The following is a 25,892-nucleotide window of genomic DNA, read 5'->3' as shown; positions in this document are numbered from 1 at the left end:
AAATATTATTTTATCATGAAAGGAAAAGAATCATGAGAATCATCGAGGTTGAAAGCTACGAAAAGCTCAGCGCTCTTGCGGCGGATATTATCGGCGCACAGGTGCTCATAAAGCCCGACTGCGTGCTGGGCCTTGCCACAGGCTCCTCGCCTTTGGGGACCTACTCAAACCTTGTGAAGCGCTATGAGGCTGGGCTCCTGGACTTCTCCCGGGTGCGCACGGTGAACCTGGACGAATACTGCGGGCTCAAGGGCGACGACCCCCAGAGCTACCGGTACTTTATGGACACGAACCTGTTCAATAAGGTGAATGTGAAGAAGGAGAACACCAACCTGCCCGACGGCTCCGCAGGGGATATGGAGGCCGAGAGCGAGCGCTACGAGGCCCTGGTGGAGGCTTTGGGCTGGCCTGATTTACAGCTTCTGGGCATAGGCCAGAACGGGCATATCGGCTTTAATGAGCCCGAGGACACTTTCCCCACCAAGGTCCACACGGTGAAGCTCACCGAGAGCACCATCAAGGCCAACTCCCGGCTGTTTGACAAGCCCGAGGACGTGCCTACCCACGCAATTACCATGGGCATTGGGGCCATTATGAAGGCAAAAAGGGTGCTGCTTATAGCGGGCGCGGATAAGGCCGAAATTGTGGAGCGGGCCTTCAGGGGCCCGGTGACCCCCCAGGTGCCTGCGTCTATCCTGCAGCTGCACAGGGACGCCACCGTGATTTTCAGCAGGGCATAAGATAAGTTAAGATATGAAAGTATTGGCACCGCCTCCGGCTGCCGCATAGAATGTGGCGAGGGAGGCGGTGTCTGTGAATGTAGTAGTTTTGATTTTGGCGCTTTTACTTATGGCTGTAGGCGCCGGCGAGCTGATACGCTGGGCCGGGGAGCGGGCCTTCAGGTCGGAGTGCTGCCCGGGCAGAACAGTGCTTCTGCTGCTGCCGGGAAGCCCGGAGGACTGCGAGGGGCTCATACGCCAGGCAGCGGCCCGCTTTGACGGCTATAAAGCCCTATGCGTTGTGAAGGACCGGGAGAGCCGGGAGATAGCCGGAAGGCTTCGGGAGCGCTATAAAATGCTGGAGGTCTGCGGGCCGGAGGAGCTGGAGAGGCTCCTTGGCCCCTAAAACTCATAAGGGGGAGGCGGGATACCTTGGAGGGGATGGAGCTGGAGCAGCTGCAGGGGCAGGTGCTAAATGTGGTATTCAGGAACGAGAAAAACCAGTATACAGTGCTTGTGCTCCAGCGGGAGGATGACGGCGAGGAGGCCACGGTGGTCGGCATAATCCCCCTTGTGAGCGAGGGGGAGGAGCTCCTGGTCTACGGACGCTGGGAGAATAACTCCAGCTACGGGCCCCAGTTCAGGGCCGAGGCCGTGGAGCACCGGCGCCCTGTCACCGAGGAAGGGATGCTTAGGTATCTCTCCTCCGGCAGGGTGAGGGGCGTGGGCAGGGCTCTTGCCGGGCGCATTATCGACACCTTTGGGGTGCAGGCCCTGGAGGTGATAGAAAGCGACCCGGACAGACTGGCCCAGGTAAAGGGAATTTCAAGGGAGAAGGCAGGGGAGATAAGCGAGGAGTATAACCGCATTAAGGGGCTCCAGGAGCTGATGACCTTCCTCGGGGGCTTCGGGGTACAGCCGGAGTACGCCATGCTGGTGTGGAAGAAGTTCGGCGACGAGTCCTTTGACTGCATACAGGGCGACCCCTACTCCCTCTGCGACCCGGACATAGGCGTAAGCTTCCAGGTGGCGGACCAGATAGCCCAGGCCCATGAGCGCCCCCAGGACGACATAAGCCGGGTGCAGGCGGGGGTGGTGTATACCCTCCGGCACAATGTGGACAACGGGCACACCTGTGTGCCCAGGGACGCCCTGGTGCGTGTCTCAGCCCGGCTGCTGGGGGTGGAGCAGGAGCTGGCGGAGGAGGCGGTAGCCGAGCTCTGCGGGCAGTTCCAGCTTATGAGCGAGGAGTTTTTAGGGCGCAAGTATGTCTTCTTACAGCAGCAGCACCTCTACGAGCAGTACATAGCCGGGCGCATGAAGGCCATGCTGGGGGCCTCGGACCGGGCCCTGGGCGGCGCGGACATGCAGATTGCCGTTATAGAGGAGCGGGAGGGCATAGAGTACGCCGGGAAACAGCGAGAGGCCATAAAGGCCGCCATGGAGCAGGGGGTGCTGATACTTACAGGAGGCCCCGGCACCGGCAAGACAACTACGCTTAACGCCATAATCCGCATACTGAAACAGGCCGGGGAGAGGGTCTTGCTAGCCGCGCCCACCGGCAGGGCGGCAAAGAGGATGAGCGAGCTTACCGGCGAGGAGGCGAAGACCATCCACCGTATGCTGCAGGTGGACTGGGACGAGCTGGACCGCCCCATCTTCACCCGCAACGAGAGGAACCCTCTGGAGTGCGAGTGCCTGGTGATAGACGAAATGTCCATGGTGGACGCCTATGTATTCGAGAGCGTGCTGCGGGCGCTGCCCCTGGGGTGCAGGCTCATCCTTGTGGGGGACAGCGACCAGCTTCCGTCTGTTGGGGCGGGGAACGTGCTGGGGGACCTTATCGCCTCTGGGCTTTTCCCAACAGTGCAGCTGAAGGAGGTATTCAGGCAGTCCATGCAGAGCCTTATTATCTCCAACGCCCACAGGATAGTGGCGGGGAATATGCCCGAGCTCAGGCGCCGGGACAACGACTTTTTCTTCCTGCCGGCCAAGGGGGCTGAGGAGGCGAGGGAGCTGGTGGCGGCCCTGTGCAGCAGGCGGCTCCCCGGCAGCTACGGCTACTCCCCCCTCGAGGACATCCAGGTGCTCTGCCCCAGCAGGAAGGGGGAGCTTGGCACGGTGGAGCTGAATAAGCTTTTGAGAGAAGCTGTGAACCCTCCTGCAGAGGGCAGGCCACAGGTTAAGATAGGGGGCCAGCTTTTCAGGGAGGGCGACAAGGTCATGCACGTGCACAACGACTACCAGCTTCCCTGGACCCGGGAGGACGACACCGAGGGCCAGGGGGTCTATAACGGCGACATGGGCGTTATCCAGCGCATAGACAAGCCCGGCGGGGCCATCGAGGTGAAGATAGACGATAAGCTGGTAATTTACGACTTCGATAAGGCCGAGTACGAGCTCGAGCCCTCCTACGCCGTCACCGTCCACAAGAGCCAGGGCAACGAGTTCACCGCCGTGATAATCCCGGTGATGAAGGTGCCAAACCAGCTCTGCTACCGCAACCTTTTCTACACGGCAGTCACCAGGGCGAAGAAGCTGCTTATCCTGGTAGGCGAGGCCGGGATGGTGCGCAGGATGGTGGAAAATGACAGGAAGTGCCTGAGAATAACCGGGCTGAGGCACTTTTTGGAGCGGGAGAGCGGGGCTGTGATTTAGCAGAGGCCCAGCAGGAAGTCTGCGGACACGCCCAGTATCTGGCAGATTTTTGCAAGGCATTCAAGGGTGGGCTGGATACGGCCTGTTTCGTAGTAGGTGTACGCTGGGCGGGAGATGGAGAGTTTATCGGCCATTTCTCTCTGAGTGAGTTCGGCGGCTTTGCGGGCGGAGCGCAGTTTGCAAGTAAACCCCTGTCGAAAGTCGGACATAAGATTCCTCCCTTGTGAAGTTATATCTAAATTTTTAGAACTGGTATCTTTATTGTAACACGGCTATACTATATTTGTCAATTTCTTTTGCTTTAAAGGTGGGGAAAATATGGGCGAATATGGTACGATAAAGATACATCTTGCCGAATTATTAGAGCAAAGCGGCATGAGCAAGAACAAACTCAGCCACCGTGCGGAGCTTCAGCGTACTCAGCTAAACCATTACTGCAACGGCACCGTCACCAGGCTTGATGTGGACGTGCTGGCAAGGATATGTACAGTGATGGAGTGCGGGATAGGTGAACTGCTGGAGTTTGTGCCCCCGGAGAATAAAAGTTAATGGAGTTTCGAGCAGAGGCAATGGCTATAGTTATCCGTCGGCTGAGGAAAAAGAGAAAGCTCTCTCAGGAAGTTCTCAGCGGGCTTGCCGGGATGGAACGTTCGCATTTAGGTATGGTGGAAACAGGGGGCAGGATTCCGAATATGTACACAATATGGCGAATAGCTGACGCACTGGATATGCGTCCCAGCGAGCTGGTAGTGCTTATTGAGGAAGAGATGGAGAAGATGGGAAAGGGAGGCTGAGGTACGCGTAAAATTCCCCCTTGACAACCCCCTCCCGTTATGCTATCATAATCCCAGAAAAACAGGAACGGAGTTGAAAAGATGTTGAAATAAGCTCAAACGGCTAGGCATTATTGGCGCGCCGGGTTATGGCCCGGGGCTGGTTTTTGCTGGGTCTTGGGCTTGTTGCGCGTCTTTTTTTTGGTTTTTGCGTCCTCTTTAGGGGACGTTCTGTGCGCATACGTCCAAACCCGGCGTTGGGATTGGAGGTATGCGCATTGCTGCAAATAAGAGACTTGAGCATAAGTATGAGGAAGGACCTGCGCCCGCTCATTGAGGGGTTTAGCTTTGCCCTGAATCCCGGGGACAGGGTGGCTGTAGTGGGTGAGGAGGGGGACGGCAAGTCTACGCTCCTCAAGGTCATTTATGACGCGGAGATGGTCGAGGGCTACGCCGAGTGGAGCGGGCAGGTGCTGAGAGACGGCCTGCTGCTGGGGTATCTTGAGCAGGAGGTGGGGCCCGGAGACGGAGCCCTCTCCGGGTACGAGTTCTGCTGTAAGGAGCCCGCGTTTCTGGAGAGCTCCCCGGGTGAGCTGGCACTTGCGGCCGGGAAGCTGGGGGTGCCTGTGGAGCTTTTCTACACGGATAGGCCGGTGGGCACTCTATCAGGGGGTGAGAAGGTAAAGCTCAGAATGGCACTCCTGACCCTCAGGAGGCCGGATGTGTACCTTTTAGACGAGCCCAGCAATGATTTGGACGTGGAGACCCTGGAGTGGCTGGAGGAGTTTATCCTAAACTGCGGCAAGCCGGTTATGTATATCTCCCACGACGAGGCGCTGCTGGAGAACACCGCGAATGTAGTGCTGCATATCGAGCAGCTTAGAAGAAAGACCCTCCCCCGGTGGACCGTGGCAAAAATGGGCTACAGGCAGTATGTGGAGGAGCGCCTGGGCCGCATGGAAAAGCAGGCCCAGCTTGCCCGCAAGGAGCGTGAGGAGGACCGTAAGCGCCAGGAGAAGATACTGAAAATGGAGCAGCAGGTCCAGCACGACCTGGACACCATCAGCCGCCAGAACCCCTCTGGCGCCAGGCTGCTGAAAAAGAAGATGAAGTCCGTAAAGTCCATGGAGCACCGCTTTGAGCGTGAGCGGGGGGACATGACCGAGCTCCCGGAAACCGAGGAGGCTATTTTGGTGGGCTTCGGCCCGGAGGTGGGCATACCAGCCGGGAAGACGGTGCTGGAGCTGGAGCTGCCGGAGCTGCGCACAGAGGACGGCGCGCTGCTGTCTGAGGGCATACAGCTCAATGTGCGCGGGCCGGAGCATATCTGCATAACCGGCAGGAACGGCGCGGGGAAGACCACCCTGCTGAGAAAGATAGCCGCCCTGCTGCTTCCAAGAGGCGATATCCGTGCGGGATATATGCCCCAGAGCTACGCCGAGACAGTGGACCAGAGCCTGACCCCGGTAGAGTTCTTAACCGGCGGCAGCGGCGAAAAGGCAGTCTTGACCCGGGCCAAGACCTATCTTGGCAGCATGAAGTACACCCCCGAGGAGTGCAGCCACAGTATAAGTGGGCTCTCAGGTGGGCAGAAGGCCAAGCTCTTCCTGCTGAAGATGATACTGGACAGCAATAATGTGCTGGTCCTGGATGAGCCCACCCGGAACTTCAGCCCGCTCTCAGGGCCTGTTATCCGCGGAATGCTGAAGGATTTTCCCGGCTGCATAATAAGCGTTTCCCATGACCGGCGGTTTATTGAAGAGGTGGGCGAAAACGTGTATGAGCTCACCGAAAATGGACTGGTAAAAATATAAAAAATATTGACATTTGCCCTCGGGGATTCTATAATAATATGATAGAGAATCCCTGTGGGCAAAAATTTTGTCTGCGGTAAAATATGGAGGTAGTGAGGATGAAGCATAGGCCCATGCGCATGCTGGTCTGCAGCCTTGTAGGTATAGCGGCGCTCTGTGTGGTTGTATTCTCAGTGGTGACGGAGCATATGCAGGAGAAGGGCGCCGAGACCATCCGCTATATCGGGGAGAGCTATATGTCCTCTATGAGCCGTCAGGTCACCATGCACCTGGGGGCTACTCTTGACCTGCGGATAGACCAGGTCAGCGACATGGTGGAGGAGGCCAGGAGCCTGAGCGCGGAGCAGCTCAGAACCTCGGCAAGAGCCAGGCAGTTTGACTATCTTGCCCTGTACCAGCCTGATATGCCCCCGGAGGAGACCCTCTACCCGATTTTGGGCAGCAGGCTCGTGCCTGATGACCCGGAGGGCCTGAAAAACCATATGGAGGCCGGAGAGGACCGCATAGACATGGGCCGGGACCAGCTTGACGGACGGATAATACTCATATCCGCCCCCGCCTCCGGGGAGATTACCGTGGACGGCAGGACCGGCACCGGGCTCGTTGCCGGGGTATGGTCCAGCTATATAGACGAAAACCTGCAGCACGAGCTGGAGGCCGGGATGGTGGAGTCCTGGGCGGTGATACGCGCGGACGGAGGTATCGTCGGTAGGGCACCGGGCTTTCATGTGTCAGAGGGACCGGACTTCCTTGCCTGGCTGCGCGGCAGGGAGAACGGCGGGGATATTGCCTCGGAGCTTCAAAAGGCCATGGAGGAGGGCGGGGAGTTCTCCTTCCCGCTGACTACAGAGAGCGGCGAGGCAAACCACGTGTACTGCGGGCCAGTGCCGGCCTCAAGCTGGTATCTGCTGCTTAACACCTCCTATGGGCCGGTAAACAGCGGTATCGACGGCCTTGGCAGTAGCTGGACTTCTACAGCCTTCGGGGGCTGCGCGGTGATACTTATAGCGCTGCTCACGGTGTTTGGCTGGTACATCGCCGTCACAAGGCGGCAGCTCCATGACCTGGAGGAAGCCCGCAGGGCCGCTGAGGAGGCGAGCCAGGCAAAGAGCCAGTTCCTTTCGAATATGAGCCACGACATACGCACGCCGCTAAACGGCATAGTTGGCATGACTGCTATCGCCAGGAGCAACACCGACGACCCGGAGGTAATGACCCGGTGCCTGAGCAAGATAACCTCCTCCAGCCGCCACCTTCTGGGGCTTATCAACGATATACTGGACATGGCGAAGATAGACAGCGGGCGCATGACCCTCAATATGGAGCAGGTGTCCCTTAGGGAGGTCATGCAGGAGCTGGTGACTATAGTCCAGCAGCAGGTGAAGCTCAAGAGTCAGAGCTTTGATGTGTATATCGACAATATCAGCGTTGAGGACGTGTGCTGCGACAGCGTCAGGTTAAATCAGATATTCCTGAACCTTCTGTCAAATGCCATAAAGTTTACCCCCGAGGGCGGGAACATAAAGGTAACCCTCTATGAGTCACCGTCCCCAAAGGGCGACGGATATATCCGCTCCCATTTACAGGTGAAGGACAACGGCGTGGGTATGAGCGAGGAGTTTGTTTCCCATATCTTCGAGTCCTTTGTCAGGGAGGACAGCGCCAGGGTGCATAAGGCCCAGGGGGCCGGCGTGGGCATGGCAATCACAAAGCATATAGTGGATGCCATGGGCGGGGCCATCAGGGTTAAGAGCCAGGTAGGTGTTGGCACTGAGGTGGATGTTATACTGGACATGGAGAAGGCGGCGGTTTCAGAGAGCGATATGCACCTTCCCAACTGGCCAATGCTGGTGGTGGACGACGACGAGTCCCTGTGCATGAGCGCAGCGGCTACCCTCAAGAGCCTTGGGGTGCACGCCGACTGGACCACCGACCCTAATGAGGCCCTTGAGATGGCTGAAAAGCAAAAAAACAGCAGCGGGGCATACAGGCTCTACCTTGTAGACTGGCATATGCCCGGGGCCGACGGCATTGAGGTGGCCAGAGAGCTGCGGGAGATTGCCGGGGACAATGTGCGAATCCTGCTCACCTCTGCCTATGACAAGGACGACATGGAGGACGCGGCCAAGGACTGCCGGATAGACGGGGAGATTGCAAAGCCGCTCTTTAAGTCCACGCTGTACTATGGCCTTATGAAATACATGGGTGACAGCCCCGAGGCTGAGCCCTCCGGTGAGGAGGAGGCCGAGGAAGAGCATGACCTTGCCGGGCGCCGGGTGATAATCGCAGAGGACAACGACCTGAACTGGGAGATAGCCGAGGAGCTCCTATCGGAGCTGGGCCTGGAGCTGGTGAGGGCGGAGAACGGAAGGGTGTGCGTGGAGCTGTTCGGAAAATCGGAGCCCGGGGAGTACGACGGCATTTTAATGGACCTCCGTATGCCCGAGATGACCGGGTATGAGGCCAGCAGAGTTATACGCGCCATGGACCGCCCGGACGCTAAGACCATAGCTATAATAGCCATGAGCGCCGACGCCTTTGCTGAGGACGTTCAAAGGTGTCTTGACTGCGGGATGAATGCACACTCGGCAAAGCCTATTGACGTGAAGACGGTGGCTATGCTTCTGGAGCGGTATATGCCCGAGAAAAAATGAAATTTATGTATAAACCCGGGAAGAGGTGAAATCTATGTACAAGTATAGCATGGAGACCCTTGCCCCCATATTCGAGAAGTGGAGGGGGCTTTTAAGGCTTAGGGAAAGCTGGGACGTGCGTCTGGAGCTTATAGACGACCCGGAGTTCAGAAAGACCGGGGACTTTAAAATAGACCCCAACGACCGCAAGGCCATACTGATGCTCAATGCCCAAAACCCACGGAGGGAAAACCCCGAGGAGGTTATCTGCCATGAGCTTATGCACCTTAAAATGTACCCCCTGGACCAGCTTACCGAGGGGCTGATACTCTCCCAATATGAGGAGGGCACGCCGGAGTACAGGGCCGTGTACAGGCAGTTTATGGAGCACCTGGAGATAACCGTTGAGGAGCTCACAAAGTGTTGGCTTGTGGCCTTCGGTGGGGATAAGGAGCTCTCCTTCGGACGGTGCCGGGAGATGAAATCCTTTGATGAGCTCTTTGATGGACTGAAGCCCCTTTAAGGGAAGCAATATACTGAATTTATCGGCTCCTATGTCTTTTCGGCATAGGAGCTATACTATATAGGCATTTGACATAGGGCTGGGGGCCTGATAAAATAAAACGAAATAGAGCACCAGGGAGGTTGCTATGGAATATAGGAAGCTGCCCTGCGGGGATGAAAAAATCAGCGTAATAGGCCTTGGGTCAGGGAGCCTGCCCGAGGACATAGAAAAGTCGGAGGAGATAATCAGCGCGGCTATTGACAGCGGCGTGAACTTCTTCGACATGGCAACGGCTATCAAGCCCCCCCTCTACGCCTTTAAAAAGGCCTTTGAGGGCCGCAGGGACAAGGTGCTCACCCAGGTGCACTTTGGCGCGGTGTACGGAGACGGCAAGTACGGCTGGACCCAGGACCTTGGTAAGATAAAGGAGCAGGCAGCGTGGAACTTTGAGACCTTCGGCATAGACTATACGGATTTCGGGTTCCTCCACTGTATTGACACCCACGAGGATTTGGACAGGTCCCTGGCCCCGGGCGGGGTCTGGGACTATATGAAGTCCCTGAAAGCCGAGGGCAAAATCCGGCACCTGGGCTTCTCCTCTCACGAGCCCGGTATCGCGCGCAGGCTGATTGAGACAGGCCTGGTGGACCTATTCATGTTCAGCATAAACCCCGCCTACGACTACCAGAAGGGCGGCGAGCACGCTAGGGGCGGAGTGGCGGAGCGCATGGAGCTCTATCGGGACTGCGAGAAGGCAGGCGTAGGAATCTCGGTGATGAAGCCCTTCGCCGGGGGACAGCTTTTAGATGGGAAGACCTCTATCTTCGGCCGGGCGCTGACCCATACCCAGTGCATACAGTACGCCCTGGACAAGCCCGCCGTTATGACCGTGCTGCCAGGTGTGCGCAGCCTTGAGGACCTGCAGGTGGCCCTGCACTATGTAAGCGCCACCCCCGATGAGCGGGATTACTCTGTTATCGGCGAGTTCACCCCCAAGAGCGCCGAGGGCGTCTGCGTCTACTGCAACCACTGCCAGCCCTGTCCCGCGGGGCTGAACGTGGCCCTAATCAATAAATACTACGACCTGGCCCAAGCCGGGGATGAGCTTGCGAAGGGGCACTACGAGAAGCTGGACCTCCACGCCTCCGACTGCCTTAAATGCGGACACTGTGAGAGCCGCTGCCCCTTCCATGTGAAGCAGGAGGCAAGGCTGGAGGAGATTGCCGCCTATTTCGGCAGATAGGGCCTTCCTAAAAACGCTTGACATGGAGTGCGCTCCAACTAGTATAATGGGAAAAAACGTGAAAGGAAGAATACAGCGTGAAAAATTTTGGATTCGGCTTAATGCGCCTGCCCACCACCGACCCCGCAAATGCCGGGGCCATCGACGTGGAGCAGGTCAAGAAGATGGTGGACCTGTTCATTGAGAAGGGCTTTACTTACTTTGACACCGCCTGGATGTACTGCGGCTTCCAGAGCGAGCCTACGGTGAAAGAAGTCCTCACCAGCCGCTACCCCAGGGATAAATATACCCTGGCAAGCAAGCTGCACAGCGGCTTCTTCAACTCCCTTGGGGAGCGGGACGCGGTCTTTAACGAGCAGATAAATAAGACCGGCGTGGAGTATTTCGACTACTACATGCTCCACGGCATAGAGGCCGGCAGCTACCCCAAATATGAGCAGTTCGACTGCTTTAGCTGGCTGAGGGAAAAAAAGGAGAAGGGCCTGGTGAAGACGCCGGGAATTTCCTTCCACGCCACCGCTGAGCTGCTGGACGAGATTCTCACAAAGCACCCCTTCATTGAATTTGTCCAACTCCAGATAAACTATCTGGACTGGGACAGCCAGTGGATACAGTCAAAGGCCTGCTATGATGTAGCCGTAAAGCACGGCAAATGGGTGATAGTCATGGAGCCCGTCAAGGGCGGCACGCTGGCCCGAGTGCCAGCAGAGGCGGAGGAGCTCTTTAAGGCCCACGACCCCAATGCCTCCCCGGCAAGCTGGGCCATACGCTTTGCCGCCAGCCTGCCTGAGGTGAAGATGGTGCTCTCCGGCATGAGCAGCCTTGAGCAGATGGAGGACAACCTGAGCTTCATGGAGGACTTCAAGCCACTCACAGAGGAGGAGAAGGCCATAGCCTTCAAGGCCGGGGAGATTATAAACAGCCAGACAGCTGTGCCCTGCACAGGCTGCTCCTACTGCACCGAGGGCTGCCCCCAGAAGATAGCGATACCCCAGTATTTCTCCCTGTATAACGAGGACATGCGGGAGCATTTGGAGGAAAAGGGCTGGACGGTGAATTTTACCAACTACCGGCTCCTGACAGAGAAGTTCGGCGCGGCCCGCGACTGTGTTGAGTGCGGGCAGTGCGAGGAGATGTGTCCACAGCATCTGCCGATAATTGAGAAGCTGAAGGAAGTTTCAGCGCATTTTGACCACTGAGCGTAAAGAAAGAGCGGCGGGGTTTGAGGCCCTGCCGCTCTTAATTATGTTCTTATTGCCGGATAACGTATAAAAATCAAGGCTGACCGGTTATTTCCTCCAGGCCTTTCTGCCACTGTCCAAGAGCGTCACGTAATTCGTCACCACGGGGACTGTCCCCATAAGCACGGTCGATAATCCAATCCTGTATCTTATCTTCTGACGGAAGGGCTATACTGTCAGCAATCAGAATAATATCGCCTTGAGGGTCTTCTGTCGCTGTGGCGTATACAATTACAACGTCCCCGTTTACAACCCTGCCGCCATCATCATTATAGTGAACCAATATGCTCTCACCTGCTAAACCGTTTATATATAGGCCAAACATCCTGCCTGGGTAATCGCTGCTTATACGATTCCAAGAGCTTACGCTTTCAAAGCCCACAGTCCCCAGAAAAGCTAGCTTTTTCCCAATATACTCTGAGGGGCTGCGTTTTAGCTGCTCATATGTCACGTCCATGTCATACACCTTCACCATGTCCTCAGGACTGGATGTCGGCATAGCTGCAATCTCTTTCTGGCAGCTGGCAAGGTAGCCTTTCTTCTCATCTATCAGGCTTAAAGTCTCCTCGTAATCCTGCCTGGCTTCATCAAGCTGTGAGCAGGTATTGTCCGCCTGCACCTTCATTTGTGCGGCGCTGTAGCTGGCAGAGCCCATCTCATTAAGGTTGGATACAACGGCGCAAATGAGCATTGCTATGGGAATTGCCAGCAGCAGCTTTCGGCGGTTTAAAGCCTTTTTCATTTCCAGACGGACTAAAAATTCATTCTGCATAATCTCACCTTCCTTCTCAGCTATCTGTAGCTGTACTGATTGCCTCCCTGAGCTGTTCCAATTCTTCCTCTGCGCGCGCTATATCGTCAAGCACCGCTTCAAGCTCAGATTGCACAAGCTCCATATCTGTATTGACCTGCTCCAGCTCGCCTAAGTAACTGTCTCTTAAAGATTTAAAGTGGCTGTACTCAGAGTATGGGTCGGATTTTGCAGAGGCCGCTGCAACCACTGCTACCAGCAGGGCGGCAATTATTCCCAGGCCTATAAGCGTTATTTTCCGCTTTCGCTGTTCAAACTCTTCCATTGGGGATTGTGGCTTCACTTTTCTCACCTCCGTTATCTATCTATATAAGTATATACTTATATAGATAGATTGTCAAGACCTTTCACTACTTTTATAGTTTTAAGTGGAGGTGACAACGTGAAAAGGAGTATTAGGCTAAACCTGGACAGTCTATTGGCAAACTATGGCATTACACGGTATGAATTATCAAAGCGAACAGGTATACAGTATAACATAATAGATAAATACTATAAAAATAAAGTCGTACGTTACGACAGTGAATTACTATTGCGAATATGTGATGCCCTAGACTGTGAGATAGGGGACCTTATCAAAATAGAATAGTAGCTGGGAATAAGACAATTCATGAAAGAAAAAGCGCCCGGCTTTTAGCCGAACGCTTTCACGGTAAAACTCTACCCGGCAACTATCTGATACACACAGGCCGCATGGAGCACACTCCCCATAAGCACAAACAGATGGAACACCGCGTGCATATAGGGCACCCGCTTCCCCAGGCCGTACAGCACCGCGCCCACGGTGTATAGTATGCCGCCCAGCAATAAGCACCAGAATCCGGCGCCGCTGAGGTTTTGCCGCAGGGTGCCCATGCAGAGCACCACAACCCAGCCCATGGCTATATAGCAGACCATGGACACCACCTTAAAGCGCTCCACGCTGATAGCGTTGAGAATCACGCCCACCACAGCCGCGGCCCAGACGCCTATAAGCATAGACAGGCCCTGCCGCCCGCCTATACACACCAGGGTTATGGGGGTATAGGTCCCGGCTATCAGCAGGAAGATGGTGCAGTGGTCCAGGGAGCGGAAGACTATCTTGGCCCTGCCGAGCCCCAGGCCGTGGTATATGGAGGATATGGCGTAGAGCGCCACCATGGTCCCGCCGTATACGGCAACTGACGCTGTCTTCATTGGGGTCTTCCCACCGAATACCAGCAGCAGCGCCAGTATCCCCACAGCTATAAGCGCGGACACCCCGTGGGACACCGAGGAGAATATCTCCTCACCCAGGGAGTACCTTGGCAGGCCCATCCTCTCGCAGAGGTCCCGCCGTCGGTCGGCTTTCAGACGCATAGTGTTTTCCATATGACACGCTCCTTTCGCTCGTACTGCATACATAGTTTTAAAAACCGTTTCTAACGATATTATACACCGTGAGAGTTTGAAATGCAATAGGGTATCTAATATTTTTTACCGCCTGGACACAAATAATTCACAAAAATCCGGATATCCCTTGACTTTTAACTTGCCCTATGATATGATACCAGCAACCGTCATTACATAAAAAATTAGGAATATATGCCCCTGTCCGTGTACGTTGCGCGGATTCAGGCGCAGTACCGCCCCAGTTTCCAGAGAGCCCGCCGTGTCCAGGGCTCCTGCCGGCCGGGACGTGCTGCGCTATTTTTAAGCACTTAACGAGGTACTTCTTATGATGAAAAAAGACAAAAGCAAAAAGAAAAAATCAAGCATCCTGCGGTTTTACCCCTTCACAAAGGGCTTTCGCGGAAACCTGCTGCTTGCCATGCTCACGGTGATAATCTCCTCGGCGGCAAGCTATATGACCCCGCAGATAATCCGGGTCACGGTGGACTCGGTGATAAACGACGAGCCCTTCTCCCTGCCGGGCTTTGTGCTGTCGTGGATAGACAGCTTCGGCGGGCGGGAGGCCCTGCGCTCCCATATTATAGTCTGCGCGGGGGCGGCGCTGCTGTTCGCGGTGATATCCGGCGCTGCAAACTATGCCTCCAGGATGAACCTGGCAAAGGGCTGCGAGGGCACGGTGGAGTGTATGCGCAATACCCTGTTTGGGCATATCCAGCGCCTGCCATACGCCTGGCATAACTCCCACCAGACCGGCGATATTATCCAGCGCTGCACCCAGGACGTGGAGCTTATACGCCGCTTTGTAAACGAGCAGCTTATGACAGTAATACGCACGCTCCTAGCCATAATTATCTCCCTTACGCTCATGTTTATGATGAACGTGCAGCTATCTCTGGTAGTGCTGGGGTTCATCCCCCTGGTGCTGGGGTACTCCATGATATTCTTCGTCCTGGTGGGCAAGAAGTTCGACCAGGCCGACCAGACCGAGGGGCAGCTCACGGCCCTGGTACAGGAAAACCTGACAGGCGTGCGGGTCGTCCGGGCCTTCGGGCGGGAGCGCTTTGAGATTGACAGGTTTAATAAGAAAAACCAGGAATTTGCGGATTTATGGTCCCACCTGGGGAAGATACTGGGCGTTGACTGGGGCCTTGGGGAGCTGTTCGCGGGGCTGCAGGCCCTGCTCATAATGGTGATAGGCGTTTTCTTTGTGGAGGGAGGCTCCCTCACTGAGGGTGAGTTCCTGGCCTTCACCGCCTATAACGCCATGCTGGCCTGGCCCGTGGCCCAGCTTGGGCGTGTTCTAAGCGAGCTCAGCAAGACGTCAATCAGCTCCACCAGGCTTTTCGACATACTGGACGCCAGGGAGGAGCAGGACCGGGAGCACCCCCGCACCCCTCCCATGGATGGGGATATCGTCTTCGACCACGTGAGCTTCGGCTACGGCAGCGAGCCCGGGGTGCTCAATGATGTGAGCTTCACCATAAAGTCCGGCAGCACCTTCGGTATTCTGGGGGCCACAGGCAGCGGCAAGTCGACCCTGATGTACCTGCTGGACAGGCTCTATGAGCTGCCCGAGGGCCAGGGAAGGATAACCGTGGGCGGCGTGGATATCCGGGACATCAAGCTGTCCCACCTGCGCCACGGTATAGGCATGGTGCTCCAGGAGCCATTCCTGTTCAGCAAGACCTTCCGGGAGAGCATTGCCGACGGCTCCGGACGGCAGGATTTGGAGACCGTCAGAAGGTATGCAAGGATGGCGGTTATTGACGACGCCATCGAGGGCTTCTCCCAGGGATATGAGACCCCCATAGGTGAGCGTGGCGTGACGATTTCAGGAGGCCAGAAGCAGCGGGTGGCTATTGCCCGCATGCTCATGCAGGACACGCCTATAAAGGTGTTCGACGATTCGCTCTCCGCGGTGGATATGGAGACAGACGCTAAAATACGCCAGTCCATAAAGGAGAACGTGCACGGCACCACAATACTTATAGCCCACCGGATTACCACGCTGATGAACGCCGACTGCATACTGGTGCTGGAGAAGGGCAGGGTAGCCCAGCTGGGGACACATCAGGAGCTTATTTCCCAGGAGGGCATTTACAGGCGTATTTACGATATGCAGAAGAGTTAATTATGAAATATACAGGTTAATTCTTCCAAAGCAAAGGCAAGGTGAAATATGGATATAAATAGGACTGAAAACATACCAAAGGAGCGCTTCCATACGTTTAAAGTGTGGGGGAAGATGCTCCCATACATAAAGCCGTACCGCAAGTGGGTTGCGGCAATAGCGGCGGCGATGCTTGTAGAAGCCTTTATTGCCGTAATGGACACGCTTATTGCCGGTTATGTGGTAGACCGCTTCATTGCCCAGCGTACACACCAGGGGATATCCGTCTTCGTGGTTCTATATGCAGGCATGACAGTTATGCGGACTTTGGTGCAGATAGTGCTGGGAACTCTGGCCCTAAGGCTGGAGATGTACGTTGGCAGGGACTTAAAGAGGGACCTGTTTGTGCACCTGCAAACGCTCAGCTTCTCATACTATAACCAGACGCCTGTTGGCACTATAGTTGCCCGGGCTCTCAACGACCCGGCGCGCATTGCCGAGAGTATCCCATGGATGATGGTGGACGGCGTGTACTGCGGGGTGTACATCATCGGCTGCCTTATAGCCATGATGGTGATAAACTGGAAGCTGGGGCTTATGGTACTGGCGGTGGTGCCCTTTATTGCGGCATTCACTGTGTATTTTGAAAAGCGCATACTTAAAGTAAACCGCAAGGCAAGAAAGATAAACGCCGAGGTCACAAGGCATTATAACGAGGGTATCTCCGGGGCAAAGACCTCAAAGACCCTGGTTATTGAGGACAAAAACCTGGATACCTTCAAAGAGGTAAGCGGGCGCATGTGCCGCACCAGCATTAAGGCCGTTATGCTGGACGCAATATACATCCCGGTGATAAGCTTCCTGACGGCGCTGGCGGTGTCATTCGTCATAACCGGCGGGGGCAATATGGCTATGTTGGGGGGCATAAGCATAGGCCAGCTCACAATCTTTGTAAACTTCGCTCTGAGGATATCCGACCCTGTGCAGGGCCTGGCATATCAGGCCACGCGCTTTGTTTCAACCCAGGCCAATGTGGAGCGGGTGACAGAGCTCCTTGAGCTGGAGCCGGAGATAACCGACGCCCCCGAGGTAATAGAGAAGTACGGCACCTCCCTTGAGCCAAGGAAAGAAAACTGGGAGTCAATCAACGGAGATATCACCTTTGAAGATGTGACCTTCATGTACCCGGACGGCGACGAAAATGTGCTGGAGCACTTCAACCTGCAGGTGCCCGCGGGGTCGACGGTGGCTATAGTGGGCGAGACCGGGGCGGGGAAGTCCACCCTGGTAAACCTCGCCTGCCGGTTCTTCGAGCCCACAGGCGGTCGTATACTGATAGACGGCAGGGACTATAAGGAGCGCAGTATGCTCTGGCTGCACACCAGCATAGGCTACGTATTGCAGACGCCGCACCTGTTCTCGGGCTCCGTCAAGGACAATATACGCTACGGCAGGCTTGACGCCACAGACAAGGAGATAGAGGCCGCCGCGAAGCTGGTAAACGCCCACGACTTCATCATGAGGATGGAGAAGGGCTATGACAGCGACGTGGGCGAGGGCGGCGGACAGCTTTCCACAGGTGAGAAGCAGCTCATAAGCTTCGCAAGGGCTGTGCTGGCTGACCCCAGGATATTCGTGCTGGACGAGGCCACGGCCTCCATCGACACAAAGACTGAGGCGCTGATACAGGAGGCAATCTCCACGCTGCTTGAGGGCCGCACCTCCTTCCTCATCGCCCACCGACTGTCCACCATACGCAAGGCCGACATGATATTGGTGGTGCGTGACGGCAGGATAATCCAGCGCGGCACCCACAGCGAGCTCATGGAGCAGGGCGGGTACTATGCCGACCTTTATAATAAGCAGTTCGAGACAGAGACTGCGGAGAGTGTGTTCAATGGATAAATAATTGAGGGCCGCCGGAAGGCGGCCCTTTGGTTTTGAATTTAAAGTTATATTGCATATATTTTTTCAAAGATACAATGCAACTATTGACAATAATGGCCGAACGTGGTAGAATACTATAAAGTGATATAATTAGATAAGCAAATCGGTATTTTATGGAGGATACGAGTGAAGACATTTGAGGAGCTAATTCTGGTGAATTATTGTTATCCGGATTGTATTCCACTAAAGAATATAATGAGGCTTCCACAAAAAGAAGCCTTTGCGTTGGCTTCCGTATTTGCAGAATCACATCCGGAAACTACAGCTTTTTATCGGTTTGCAGATTTTGAAAATTATTATGAATTACGAAAAAGCCAGGATGAATATTTATATTCACGATTCATTGAGTTAGGTGGTACGCCGGAAGAAAAACATCCACTCTCTTTTGTAATAGAAGGGAGCGATTATCTTCTTGATTGGTTTGGAAAAGTGATAGAATCAAGATTGCGTTTGAGGGATATTCTGCCCTGTCATATTAGTTTCACAATAGGGGACAGTGGGGCAGATTACAAGAAATACGGAAATATAAAATTACTGACAATGGAGGATATAAAGAAGCAACTGCTGAAGTATGATAACGATTTTGATGCTTTTATGGAAGCGATGGGCAGGCATTATGTAGAAGCACAGCTTTGGACAGACAAATACATTACAGAGGAATACCTGATAAAATAGAAGTCGTAGGTATTGCGAAGAGAATATATGATAAAATTAAACGGTTTTTTCACGCTGGGTTGTCCCTGCTCGTGCAAGAAAACAGGTGACAATATATTGGTATTTTGATGAACTGTTTGAGTAAAGACAGATACGAGGAGGTGCACTGAATAAAATGAGTAGAAAAACACGATATCTTTTTTCGATAACAGCCGTCATTGTAATGATTCTTGCAATCCCCATAACGCCCATCGCCGCAAATAACCGCCTATTCAACTTCGATAAATCAGAGATAACAAAAGTCCGATTAGATGACGGCGACGGTGGGCGAGTAGAGGAAATCGAAGACCCTGAGAAAATTGCTGAAATTATTGATATCCTCAATAATTTCGAATACACTGCTTCTCATCCTAGAGACCCTGATTTGATGGGGTGCGGTTATGGGATAGCCCTTTATTCCAATTCATTTGGTGAAGATGGGGTCATCGGATATGGATTCGGCCCGGACAGTATTCTGGCAGATGGAGTGTGGTATATCAGCGATGAGGAATCACTGCAGCTCCTGGTGGAGAGTATCCGGCCGGGCGGTGAGTATTGGGTGTATGTAAGAGGGGCTGAATGGACGTTAGGGCTGGCGCAAAAAGCTGTTCTCACTATGTTGTATGGTGAGTAGGCCAGGCGCGCTGAAAGCCGGCATGAGCGTGATAAGGTATAGCCAATATAGTGTCATACAACCCACCGTCATCTCATAAAAATATTATTTGTTTTCAAAATTTAAATGAAAAATAAAACGATTATCACTGCACTTTCAATTCTCACCATCGCTATAACCCTTTTCCTGGCATCGAAAGTAAGGTTCATAATGGAAAGAGTTGAGGCTCCATATTTGACGTATGGACTTATGTCCGGCAGGTGTTTCAATTTCGATGTGGGGCAGATATATGAGATTAAAATCAACAGCCTAAAAGAGTATGACCCCCATTGGAATGTGCTTTCATCCAATGACGAGATTTCTGAGATTGTCGAATTTCTAAATTCATTTACATGCCATTATTGTTTGCCTGAGCCAGACGGCGAAAGTGCTCTGCCGATAGGCTGGTACAACATAATACATATATATTTCAAAGAGCCACGGGCTGATGAAAGCTCAGTAACAATATGTTTCGCGTATAATCGTATGCTGGTTAATAATATATGGTACTACGGAGACCGGGAATATTTCGACCGTCTGCGTGAATTTATTTACACCCTAAGCCTCTGCTGCCTTTATCCCACTTAGCCGGCCATGCCGGTCATAAACCGTCACTAAATCAATCTCTCCGCCATCATCAGCCTCCACCGAAAACACACTGCCGTCAGGCCGTATATCGGCAAAGCTATTGACAGCCTGCCCCTTAAAGCCTATGGTTTTCCTGCTGTTCTGCTCCTTATAGCTCACGCCAAATGGGGCATACTGCTCCATACGCCCGGCAATAGTTTCCCCGGAGCTGCCACCGCTACCTTCAGCGGCGGCAGCTTCAGCATGTATGGCTACACCACTCTCAACAAAGCCCTTCTCCTCACTCTCCCTCAGGCCGGTGAGCATGCCGTTTTCATATACCGCCTCCAGGTTCAGGCCATTCCCGCCCAGGCTGTTGGCAGTCCAAAGCTGGCGCTCCGCGTCAAAAAGGCTGCGCACAGGCTTACCGTTCCACTCCATAGCCAGTTCTCCCGTGCGTGTGTCGGTTTTGTATGTCAGGCCATAGGGAATGTAGGGCTCCAGCCTAATAGCGGTTTGCTCGGCCTCATACTGGATTTCAGCGCCTACATATTTTTGCCCCTCCAATGCGTCCAAAAACATCCGGTCAGGAGTGAACTCCTCCAGCCGCACCAAGGGCCCCATCAGACTGTAACTGCCGTCCCCGTTATCTACCCGCTCCCGGACCGCGTGCACATCAATCGCGCCATCAGGGTCATAGTGCTCATAGACTGAGACAAAGCCCTCGCCGCACTTTGCGCCGTCTACAAAGATTCTCACGCGCTGGCCCCTCCAGTACAGGCTGCCGTCACTATTATTAAAATCCAGCCCGCAACTCATATAGTCGTCGAAAAGGCTTGTGTAGTCAAAATCATTGGCATAAGAATTGGAATCTTCCTTTTCTTCTATGACGCCCTCCCAGTCTGCGCTGCCAACTACCCTGTCAAGGGGATTCATTACCAACATAGTGTCCTCCGCACCGTCCACAGTTTTGGACACCAGATAGCCGTCCTCTATCATTGCAAGTATCTCCTCATATTCGGAGATAGCTTCCGCCACCATCTCCTGTGTCCAGGTAAACCATCCGGTACTGGGAGTCCAGCCCTTGGAGCCGATTATGTCCTGGAGGCTCTTTTTCTCCTCTTCCAGCCAGGCGGCATATTCTTCTGCAGTCCACCATTCCACGTCCGTGCCGGGGAAGGCCGCGGTGAACTCCTCATCGGTCATGGCCTTCCAGGTTTCGCCACCGTCCCAGCTATAGCGGGGGACACCATCAGCGCCTGTATATGACACAAGTGAGTCCTTGTCTACCAGGTCATAAGTGGATTCATGCGCAACTTCTTCAGGGGCTTCCGCTTTAGCCGAGGTAGCAAATAGTGCGGCAGTACCACCAATCAGGCTGACAGCTAAAGCCAGTGCGGCAATAGAATTTCGTTTCATCTTCATGATTGACTTTATCCTTTCTTCAATAGGTGTTTTGCTGAAATGACTGCCCATCATAGCCAGCCCGCTTTTGGCCTCCTCCATATGGATAAGTGCCATGGCGTACCCGGACCTGGTGTCCCTGCCGAGCTGACTGAGTACAGACTCATCGCAGGCCAGCTCTATGTCACGGTTGGCAAAAAATACCATGACCCACACCAGCGGATTGAACCAGTGCACACATAGCCCGGCGGTCAAAATAAGCTTGAACAGGCTGTCAAAACGGCGTATATGTGTCCATTCGTGGGCCAGCACATAGCCAAGGGCCGCTATGTCCGTCCAGTCAGTTGACTTTGGCAGAAGTATAACCGGACGCAGTATCCCGTAGGTTAGGGGCGCACTTATTTTGTCTGACCGCCGTACCGCGATAGGGCGGAGCAGCTGGTGCACAAGCAGCCAATTCTCTATATAGGCGTTGCGAACTGGCAGAGCCTCCCGAAACTCAAGGCGGCATTTGATGTAGGCCATCGCAAAATATCCGGCAAATACCAGCAAGCCTGTCAGCCAAATCATGTGCCATGGATTCGCCGAGTGGGCAGCACCGCCTGTGAGAACGGACACTTCAGTAATTTCTTCCTCCAAAGCAGACGGATAGAGAGGTATGCTTGTGGGGCGGGGGCTATAGACTACAACCGGCGTCGGCCTGCTCAAAAGGGAGTACACGCTGCACGATGCAGGCAGTGAAAAGGGAACAAGCAGACGAACCATAACAATGGCCCACAGTGCGGGGAATAGGCGTTTAGGCAGCCGGTGCAGAGCCAGCGCCCGAACCAGCAGGACGGCTGCAGCCATGGCTCCGCCGGAAATGCTCATCTGCAGCAGGTTCATTGCTCGACCTCCCCTTCGACCAGCTGTTTCAGCCGGGTAATCTGCTCTGCCGAAAGCTTTTTACGCCCTAGAAGTGACGCAAACAGCTTATCCACTGAGCCGTCGTATAGCTTGCCAATGAGCTCGTCAGTCTCAGCCTCCTGCACGGCCTCTTTTGGTATGAGGGCGCGGCAGAGAAAACCGGGCTCACTGCGTTCTATGGCACCTTTGGCAATACACTTTTTGATTACGGTGTAGGTGGTGTTCATGTTCCAGCCAGTCTCGGCCTTTAGGATATCGGAAATCTCCTTGGCGGTGCGGCTGCCCTTGCTCCAGAGTACATTCATCACTTTGAGCTCAGAATCGAATAATTTCATGCAGTTCAATCCTTTCTTTGAAACTACTGCAATAGTTTATACATCTATACTATCACAGTAGTGCAAGCGTGTCAACACTATTCCGGTAGTTTATATGTAAAGAGTTTGTGAACAACCGGCAGTTTTTTACAAACGGGTACTACAGGCTGACAGACACTTAGACACTGACTCTGCTTTGAAAAAACAGGTAAGATTTTTCGGGACGCGTAGTTTTGCCCCGACAGAAACCAAGAAAATAAACAGGCGTAGAGAGTAATTCCGCACCCTCAACGCTTGCTGGGTTAGTGCCCATTGCACCGGATGTTCACAAGGACGGTTGGAGTCATGAAAAAAATTCATTTGCCCATTGACATTTTTGATTTATAGGAGTATAATAAAGAAAATTGCGGGCGTAGTTCAATGGTAGAACATCAGCTTCCCAAGCTGAATACGAGGGTTCGATTCCCTTCGCCCGCTCCAACTTTTCTATACAACCAATCCGCGCACTCGGCAACGCCGAGTGCGTGCACTTTTGCCCGCATCACCCACTCCCCTTCTATATCCATCCTCATCCCAATACATCCCGACAAAATATCCGCAAAAAAATCCTCCGGAAAACTCCGAAGGATTTTTTCTATCCCAAATATTCAATTTTTCATAAACCTACGCAACCCCCAATAAAACCTCAAGCAAACCAAAACCCCAGCAACTCCCAGCACAAAAAACATCGCCGCAGCCCCTGAGCCCTTCCCAGCGCCAAATAAAAACACCAGCGCGCTCTCCGGAGAAGCGGCAGCCATCAGGGGCTCAAAAACCCGGTCCACAAGCAGGCCGCCAAGGAAATATCCCACAGGGATGGTGAAAAACTGCAGCGTATTGCGGCAGGAATACACCCTTCCCTGCAAGTCCGTGGGGATGGTGGAGCGGAAGATAACGTCCATATTGGCATTCATCAGGGGAATTGGCAGCCAGCCCAAGACGGAGCCCAAACACCATATTAGCGGCGTGCGCCCAAAGGCCAGCAGGAAATTTTCCGTGCCCATGGACATCATCAGCGAGAGGCAGATGGTCCGCACCCGGTTTTTTGGCTCGGGCATCAGGGTGGTTATAAGCCCCCCTGCCATGGACGCGGCTCCGGTCACGGCGTTCAACAGGCCCAGCACAGTCTCGCCGCCGTTTTCACGGCTGAGCAGCATGGCGGGCAGGGCGGCATTATAGGCCGACGCCACCAGGTTTATAAACGCCAGAAAGAGAATAAGGTCCAGAATCAGCCGGTTGGCCCGAATCCAGTCCAGCCCCGACCTTGCAGCCGCTAGAAGCTTCTCCCGGGGCCTGTTCTCCCGGGGGATTTCAGGGATACGGATAAAAAACAGAAGTGTGACAAAGGCCACGGCGAAGGTAGCCAAATCAACGGCAATCACCAGATCCATGCCGAAAAAGGCAAAGAGTGCTGAGGCTATCACCGGGTGCAGTATGGTGTTCAGCGACAGGGAGAAGGACCTCAGGCCGCTGGTCTTCTGGTAATACTCCTTAGGGACAAGCAGCGTGGCGGCCACATCGCCTGCAGGCTGCTGGACAGTGTTCATCAGGCCGTTTATGGCATTGAGAACGTAAATATGCCATGGCACCAGCAGGCCGCTTCTCAGCAGCATCAACACTACGACAGTGCTGAGAGCCGCCAGCAGGTCGCACACGAGCATTATGCGCTTTTTGTTCCAGCGGTCGCTGAGCGCCCCGGCGAAAATGCTCACAAGCACATACGGCGCGTAGGAACAGATAGAGAGCATGGCGGTCTCCAGCGCGGAGCCGTTCTGCCGGTAGAGCCACAATATCAGCCCGTAGCCGGTCATGGAACTGCCAAGGGACGAGAGGGACTGGGTGCCCCACAGCAAAAGGTACGGGCGCAGGACCTTATATGTTTTATACTTTTTCATTAGACTTCGCTCCTTTGATATTTATATTATCAAATTTGCAAAGCCCGAGGACTTACAGGGCGGGGGCCCTTAGCCTCTATGCTCCATGCATTGTCCTCAAGCCCTGCATGGAGCGGAGGCAATACATAGCGGAAGTGAAATATTCTGCATGATACCCTCCAGGTTAAATTATTACATGCAAATTATAGCATGTCAATTTATGATATGTCAAGGGCGGCATTCACACTTGACATATATGGGAAAAGTAGTATAATTTTGTTAAACCCAATTAACATCTCAGGAGGGACAAAGATGGAAAAATTAAAAGTCGGAATCATCGGCTGCGGCGGCATTGCAAACTCAAAGCATATGCCGGCCCTTAAATCCCAGAACGACAAGTGCGAGATGGTGGCCTTCTGTGACATCATCCCGGAGCGGGCACAGAAGGCCGCGGCTGAGTACGGCATTGATGGAGCAAAGGTGTACGAGGACTACCACGAGCTCCTTAAGGATTCCTCAATAGACGTGGTACATGTGCTAACCCCCAACGTGGCCCACTGCCCCATCACAATAGCGGCGTTTGAAGCGGGCAAGCATGTCATGTGCGAGAAGCCCATGGCTGCCACTACCGAGGACGCAAAGCTCATGATGGACGCCTGGAAGAAGTCCGGCAAAAAGTTCACCATCGGTTATCAGAACCGTTTCCGCCGGGACACCCAGACCCTCTACAAGGCCTGCCGGGAGGGCGCCCTGGGAGACATCTACTTTGCCAAGGCCCACGCCATCCGCCGCCGTGCCGTGCCCACCTGGGGCGTATTCCCGGACAAGTCCAAGCAGGGAGGCGGGCCCCTCATCGACATCGGCACCCACGCCCTGGACATCACCCTGTGGATGATGGACAACTATGAGGTGGAGAGCGTCACCGGCTCCGTGTTTGAGAAGCTGGGCCACCTGCCCGAGGCCACCGTAGGCAACATGTTCGGCCCCTGGGACCCGGAGAAGTACGAGGTGGAGGACTCCGCCTTCGGCTTCATCAAGATGAAGAACGGCGCTACAATATTCCTGGAATCCGCCTGGGCAATAAATATGAAGGAGTCCCGAGAGGCGGCTACAACCCTCTGCGGCACAAAGGCGGGAGCTGAGATAATCGGCGGACTGAGTAAGGGCCCGGGGGAGTATGACCTGGTAATCAATAAGACCGATTACGGCCAGCTCACCGAGGAGAGCCTCTCCTCAGCAGGCAGCATAGCCTACTTCCACGCCAGTTCTGAAAGCCCCAAGGACCTGGAGTGCAAGCAGTGGCTTGAGGCCATTATAAATGACGGCGAGCCCCTGGTAAAACCCGAGCAGGCTTTCACCGTCACAAAGATTCTGGACAGCATTTATCAGTCCGCGGCCCAGGGCAAAGAGATTAAGTTCTGATAAGCGGAGTAGGGAAGTACGCCGGTGACATGTGACACCGGCGTACTTTCATATATAAATTCCCCGGGGCTGACCGAAACTAATTTTATTTCCCTAGAGAGAAAAAATTTATTGACATTTAGAAATATATGTGATAAACTAGCAACAACACAAAGAGTTAGATGATAGCATTACACAGCGATGAATAGCGGAAGGG

At 54.1% G+C, this 25,892-nt stretch carries 24 protein-coding genes and 1 tRNA gene; 18 read left to right on the top strand and 7 right to left on the bottom strand.

Going from position 1 to position 25,892, the window contains the following annotated elements; genetic code table 11:
- The first annotated feature begins 32 nt into the window (after positions 1 to 32).
- The 3 genes from nagB to recD2 all read left to right on the top strand — a co-directional run bounded on the left by nagB (position 33) and on the right by recD2 (position 3,377).
- On the top strand, positions 33 to 740 hold the full coding sequence (gene nagB, locus D5270_RS04275; protein WP_166542921.1) for a glucosamine-6-phosphate deaminase: 708 nt from the start codon (positions 33 to 35) through the stop codon (positions 738 to 740).
- A gap of 73 nt (positions 741 to 813) precedes the next feature.
- Positions 814 to 1,125 carry a hypothetical protein gene (locus tag D5270_RS04270; protein ID WP_166542920.1) on the top strand — a complete coding sequence of 104 codons (312 nt, stop codon included), beginning with the start codon at positions 814 to 816 and terminating at the stop codon, positions 1,123 to 1,125.
- A 35-nt stretch (positions 1,126 to 1,160) separates the two neighbouring features.
- On the top strand, positions 1,161 to 3,377 hold the full coding sequence (recD2, locus tag D5270_RS04265) for an SF1B family DNA helicase RecD2 (protein ID WP_243150194.1): 2,217 nt from the start codon (positions 1,161 to 1,163) through the stop codon (positions 3,375 to 3,377).
- Here recD2 and D5270_RS17025 read toward each other — a convergent pair.
- Complete coding sequence (locus D5270_RS17025; RefSeq protein ID WP_161472698.1) at positions 3,374 to 3,586, bottom strand: helix-turn-helix domain-containing protein; 213 nt, start codon at positions 3,584 to 3,586, stop codon at positions 3,374 to 3,376. The two genes, recD2 and D5270_RS17025, sit on opposite strands and share 4 nt — an antisense overlap.
- A gap of 109 nt (positions 3,587 to 3,695) precedes the next feature.
- Here D5270_RS17025 and D5270_RS04255 point away from each other — a divergent pair, with 109 nt between their 5' ends.
- The 7 genes from D5270_RS04255 (at position 3,696) to D5270_RS04225 (ending at position 11,544) form a co-directional block, all read left to right on the top strand.
- Positions 3,696 to 3,926 (top strand): helix-turn-helix domain-containing protein, encoded by a 231-nt coding sequence (locus tag D5270_RS04255; RefSeq protein WP_161472697.1) that lies wholly within the window; start codon positions 3,696 to 3,698, stop codon positions 3,924 to 3,926.
- On the top strand, positions 3,926 to 4,171 hold the full coding sequence (locus D5270_RS04250; protein WP_166542918.1) for a helix-turn-helix domain-containing protein: 246 nt from the start codon (positions 3,926 to 3,928) through the stop codon (positions 4,169 to 4,171). Before D5270_RS04255 ends, D5270_RS04250 begins: the two co-directional genes overlap by 1 nt.
- Before the next feature lie 257 nt (positions 4,172 to 4,428).
- Positions 4,429 to 5,964 (top strand): ATP-binding cassette domain-containing protein, encoded by a 1,536-nt coding sequence (locus D5270_RS04245; RefSeq protein WP_166542917.1) that lies wholly within the window; start codon positions 4,429 to 4,431, stop codon positions 5,962 to 5,964.
- Positions 5,965 to 6,062: 98 nt separating this feature from the next.
- Positions 6,063 to 8,618 carry a hybrid sensor histidine kinase/response regulator gene (locus tag D5270_RS04240; RefSeq protein WP_166542916.1) on the top strand — a complete coding sequence of 852 codons (2,556 nt, stop codon included), beginning with the start codon at positions 6,063 to 6,065 and terminating at the stop codon, positions 8,616 to 8,618.
- A gap of 34 nt (positions 8,619 to 8,652) precedes the next feature.
- A complete protein-coding gene (locus D5270_RS04235) occupies positions 8,653 to 9,120 on the top strand; it encodes a hypothetical protein (RefSeq protein ID WP_243150141.1) in 468 nt (155 codons plus the stop codon).
- A gap of 127 nt (positions 9,121 to 9,247) precedes the next feature.
- Positions 9,248 to 10,345 (top strand): aldo/keto reductase, encoded by a 1,098-nt coding sequence (locus tag D5270_RS04230; RefSeq protein ID WP_166542915.1) that lies wholly within the window; start codon positions 9,248 to 9,250, stop codon positions 10,343 to 10,345.
- Between the two features lie 77 nt (positions 10,346 to 10,422).
- Positions 10,423 to 11,544: an aldo/keto reductase gene (locus tag D5270_RS04225; RefSeq protein ID WP_330587383.1), complete on the top strand. Its 1,122-nt coding sequence runs from the start codon at positions 10,423 to 10,425 to the stop codon at positions 11,542 to 11,544.
- A 76-nt stretch (positions 11,545 to 11,620) separates the two neighbouring features.
- Here the strand turns inward: D5270_RS04225 and D5270_RS04220 are convergent, their stop codons facing one another.
- Positions 11,621 to 12,358: a hypothetical protein gene (locus D5270_RS04220; RefSeq protein WP_166542914.1), complete on the bottom strand. Its 738-nt coding sequence runs from the start codon at positions 12,356 to 12,358 to the stop codon at positions 11,621 to 11,623.
- 16 nt (positions 12,359 to 12,374) lie between these two features.
- The gene (locus D5270_RS04215; RefSeq protein ID WP_166542913.1) at positions 12,375 to 12,662 is read right to left on the bottom strand and encodes a hypothetical protein; all 288 of its coding nucleotides are present in this window, start codon (positions 12,660 to 12,662) and stop codon (positions 12,375 to 12,377) included.
- Between the two features lie 117 nt (positions 12,663 to 12,779).
- Here D5270_RS04215 and D5270_RS17230 point away from each other — a divergent pair, with 117 nt between their 5' ends.
- The gene (locus D5270_RS17230) at positions 12,780 to 12,986 is read left to right on the top strand and encodes a helix-turn-helix domain-containing protein (RefSeq protein ID WP_166542912.1); all 207 of its coding nucleotides are present in this window, start codon (positions 12,780 to 12,782) and stop codon (positions 12,984 to 12,986) included.
- A 71-nt stretch (positions 12,987 to 13,057) separates the two neighbouring features.
- On the opposite strand, the gene trhA is transcribed toward D5270_RS17230, so the two are convergent.
- The gene (trhA, locus tag D5270_RS04205; RefSeq protein ID WP_243150139.1) at positions 13,058 to 13,747 is read right to left on the bottom strand and encodes a PAQR family membrane homeostasis protein TrhA; all 690 of its coding nucleotides are present in this window, start codon (positions 13,745 to 13,747) and stop codon (positions 13,058 to 13,060) included.
- A gap of 346 nt (positions 13,748 to 14,093) precedes the next feature.
- Here trhA and D5270_RS04200 point away from each other — a divergent pair, with 346 nt between their 5' ends.
- From D5270_RS04200 to D5270_RS04180, 5 genes are all read left to right on the top strand, one after another.
- Entirely contained in the window at positions 14,094 to 15,899 is a 1,806-nt protein-coding gene (locus tag D5270_RS04200) for an ABC transporter ATP-binding protein (protein WP_243150137.1), read from the top strand.
- 48 nt (positions 15,900 to 15,947) lie between these two features.
- Positions 15,948 to 17,783 carry an ABC transporter ATP-binding protein gene (locus D5270_RS04195; RefSeq protein WP_166542911.1) on the top strand — a complete coding sequence of 612 codons (1,836 nt, stop codon included), beginning with the start codon at positions 15,948 to 15,950 and terminating at the stop codon, positions 17,781 to 17,783.
- 168 nt (positions 17,784 to 17,951) lie between these two features.
- Positions 17,952 to 18,500 carry a hypothetical protein gene (locus D5270_RS04190; RefSeq protein ID WP_166542910.1) on the top strand — a complete coding sequence of 183 codons (549 nt, stop codon included), beginning with the start codon at positions 17,952 to 17,954 and terminating at the stop codon, positions 18,498 to 18,500.
- A 154-nt stretch (positions 18,501 to 18,654) separates the two neighbouring features.
- Entirely contained in the window at positions 18,655 to 19,152 is a 498-nt protein-coding gene (locus tag D5270_RS04185) for a hypothetical protein (RefSeq protein ID WP_166542909.1), read from the top strand.
- Between the two features lie 105 nt (positions 19,153 to 19,257).
- Complete coding sequence (locus tag D5270_RS04180; RefSeq protein WP_166542908.1) at positions 19,258 to 19,758, top strand: hypothetical protein; 501 nt, start codon at positions 19,258 to 19,260, stop codon at positions 19,756 to 19,758.
- On the opposite strand, the gene D5270_RS04175 is transcribed toward D5270_RS04180, so the two are convergent.
- Together D5270_RS04175 and D5270_RS04170 are read right to left on the bottom strand one after the other, a co-directional pair.
- A complete protein-coding gene (locus tag D5270_RS04175) occupies positions 19,729 to 22,026 on the bottom strand; it encodes a M56 family metallopeptidase (RefSeq protein WP_166542907.1) in 2,298 nt (765 codons plus the stop codon). The genes D5270_RS04180 and D5270_RS04175 overlap by 30 nt on opposite strands.
- Positions 22,023 to 22,382: a BlaI/MecI/CopY family transcriptional regulator gene (locus D5270_RS04170; RefSeq protein ID WP_166542906.1), complete on the bottom strand. Its 360-nt coding sequence runs from the start codon at positions 22,380 to 22,382 to the stop codon at positions 22,023 to 22,025. The genes D5270_RS04175 and D5270_RS04170 overlap by 4 nt, the downstream gene beginning before the upstream one ends.
- Before the next feature lie 385 nt (positions 22,383 to 22,767).
- On the opposite strand from D5270_RS04170, the gene D5270_RS04165 reads away from it, so the two are divergent.
- Positions 22,768 to 22,841 (top strand) — tRNA-Gly (locus D5270_RS04165).
- A 167-nt stretch (positions 22,842 to 23,008) separates the two neighbouring features.
- Here D5270_RS04165 and D5270_RS04160 read toward each other — a convergent pair.
- A complete protein-coding gene (locus tag D5270_RS04160) occupies positions 23,009 to 24,295 on the bottom strand; it encodes an MFS transporter (protein ID WP_166542905.1) in 1,287 nt (428 codons plus the stop codon).
- Between the two features lie 291 nt (positions 24,296 to 24,586).
- Between D5270_RS04160 and D5270_RS04155 the strand changes: the two genes are divergently transcribed.
- Positions 24,587 to 25,696 (top strand): Gfo/Idh/MocA family protein, encoded by a 1,110-nt coding sequence (locus tag D5270_RS04155; RefSeq protein WP_166542904.1) that lies wholly within the window; start codon positions 24,587 to 24,589, stop codon positions 25,694 to 25,696.
- Positions 25,697 to 25,892: the final 196 nt, after the last annotated feature.

It is taken from the genome of Acutalibacter sp. 1XD8-36 (assembly GCF_009917525.1).
Lineage (GTDB): Bacteria > Bacillota > Clostridia > Oscillospirales > Acutalibacteraceae > Acutalibacter.
The sequence above is the reverse complement of the archived record's forward strand: the minus strand, read 5'-3'. Positions and strand labels throughout refer to the sequence as shown.